At 44.2% G+C, this 769-nt stretch carries 1 pseudogene; it reads left to right on the top strand.

From position 1 onward, the window contains the following. Nucleotides 1-769 (top strand): annotated as a pseudogene (locus tag R7093_RS25095) (NAD-glutamate dehydrogenase domain-containing protein); the annotation flags it as partial.

Below are 769 nucleotides of genomic sequence, written 5' to 3'. Positions count from 1 at the left end.
AATCAAGCGTCTCGTATCCACCGTCCTGCTTACACTGACTACATCGGCATCAAAAAGTTTGATGAAAATGGCAAAGTAATTGGCGAGCACCGCTTCACTGGTTTGTACACATCCGCGGTATATAACCAAGCTGTTCACAGCATTCCTCTAATTCGAGAAAAAGTAGATCGTATCTTGGAAGCAAGTGGTTACCGCCGCGGCTCATACTCCTACAAAGCGCTGCATAATATTCTTGAAAACTACCCACGTGATGAACTGCTACAAGCGAACGAAGAAGATTTGCTTGAAGTCGGCATGGGCGTAGTACAAATGCAAGACCGTGACTTACTACGTTTGTTCGTACGTAAAGACCCGTTCGGTCGTTTCTTCAGCTGCATGGTGTACGTAACGAAAGACCGTTACAACACAGAACTTCGCCGCCAAACTCAACGCATTCTTAAGCAGTATTTTGGCTGTGAACAAGAAGTTGAATTTACGACGTTCTTCTCTGAAAGCCCATTGGCAAGAACGCATTACATTGTTCGTGTAGACAATAACAACATTGATGTAGACGTGAAAAAAATCGAGCAGAATTTAATGGAAGTTTCTACCTCTTGGGACGACAGATTAAAAGAGTCGATCATTGCTAACTTTGGTGAAAGCAAAGGTCTACCACTATCGAAAGAGTACATGAGCGCGTTCCCTCGTTCATACAAAGAAGACATGATGCCTGGTTCTGCTGTTGCAGACATTGAGCGCCTTGAAGCACTGAGTGACGACAACACACTTG

The organism is Vibrio sp. 1580 (assembly GCF_033340055.1).
The sequence above is the reverse complement of the archived record's forward strand: the minus strand, read 5'-3'. Positions and strand labels throughout refer to the sequence as shown.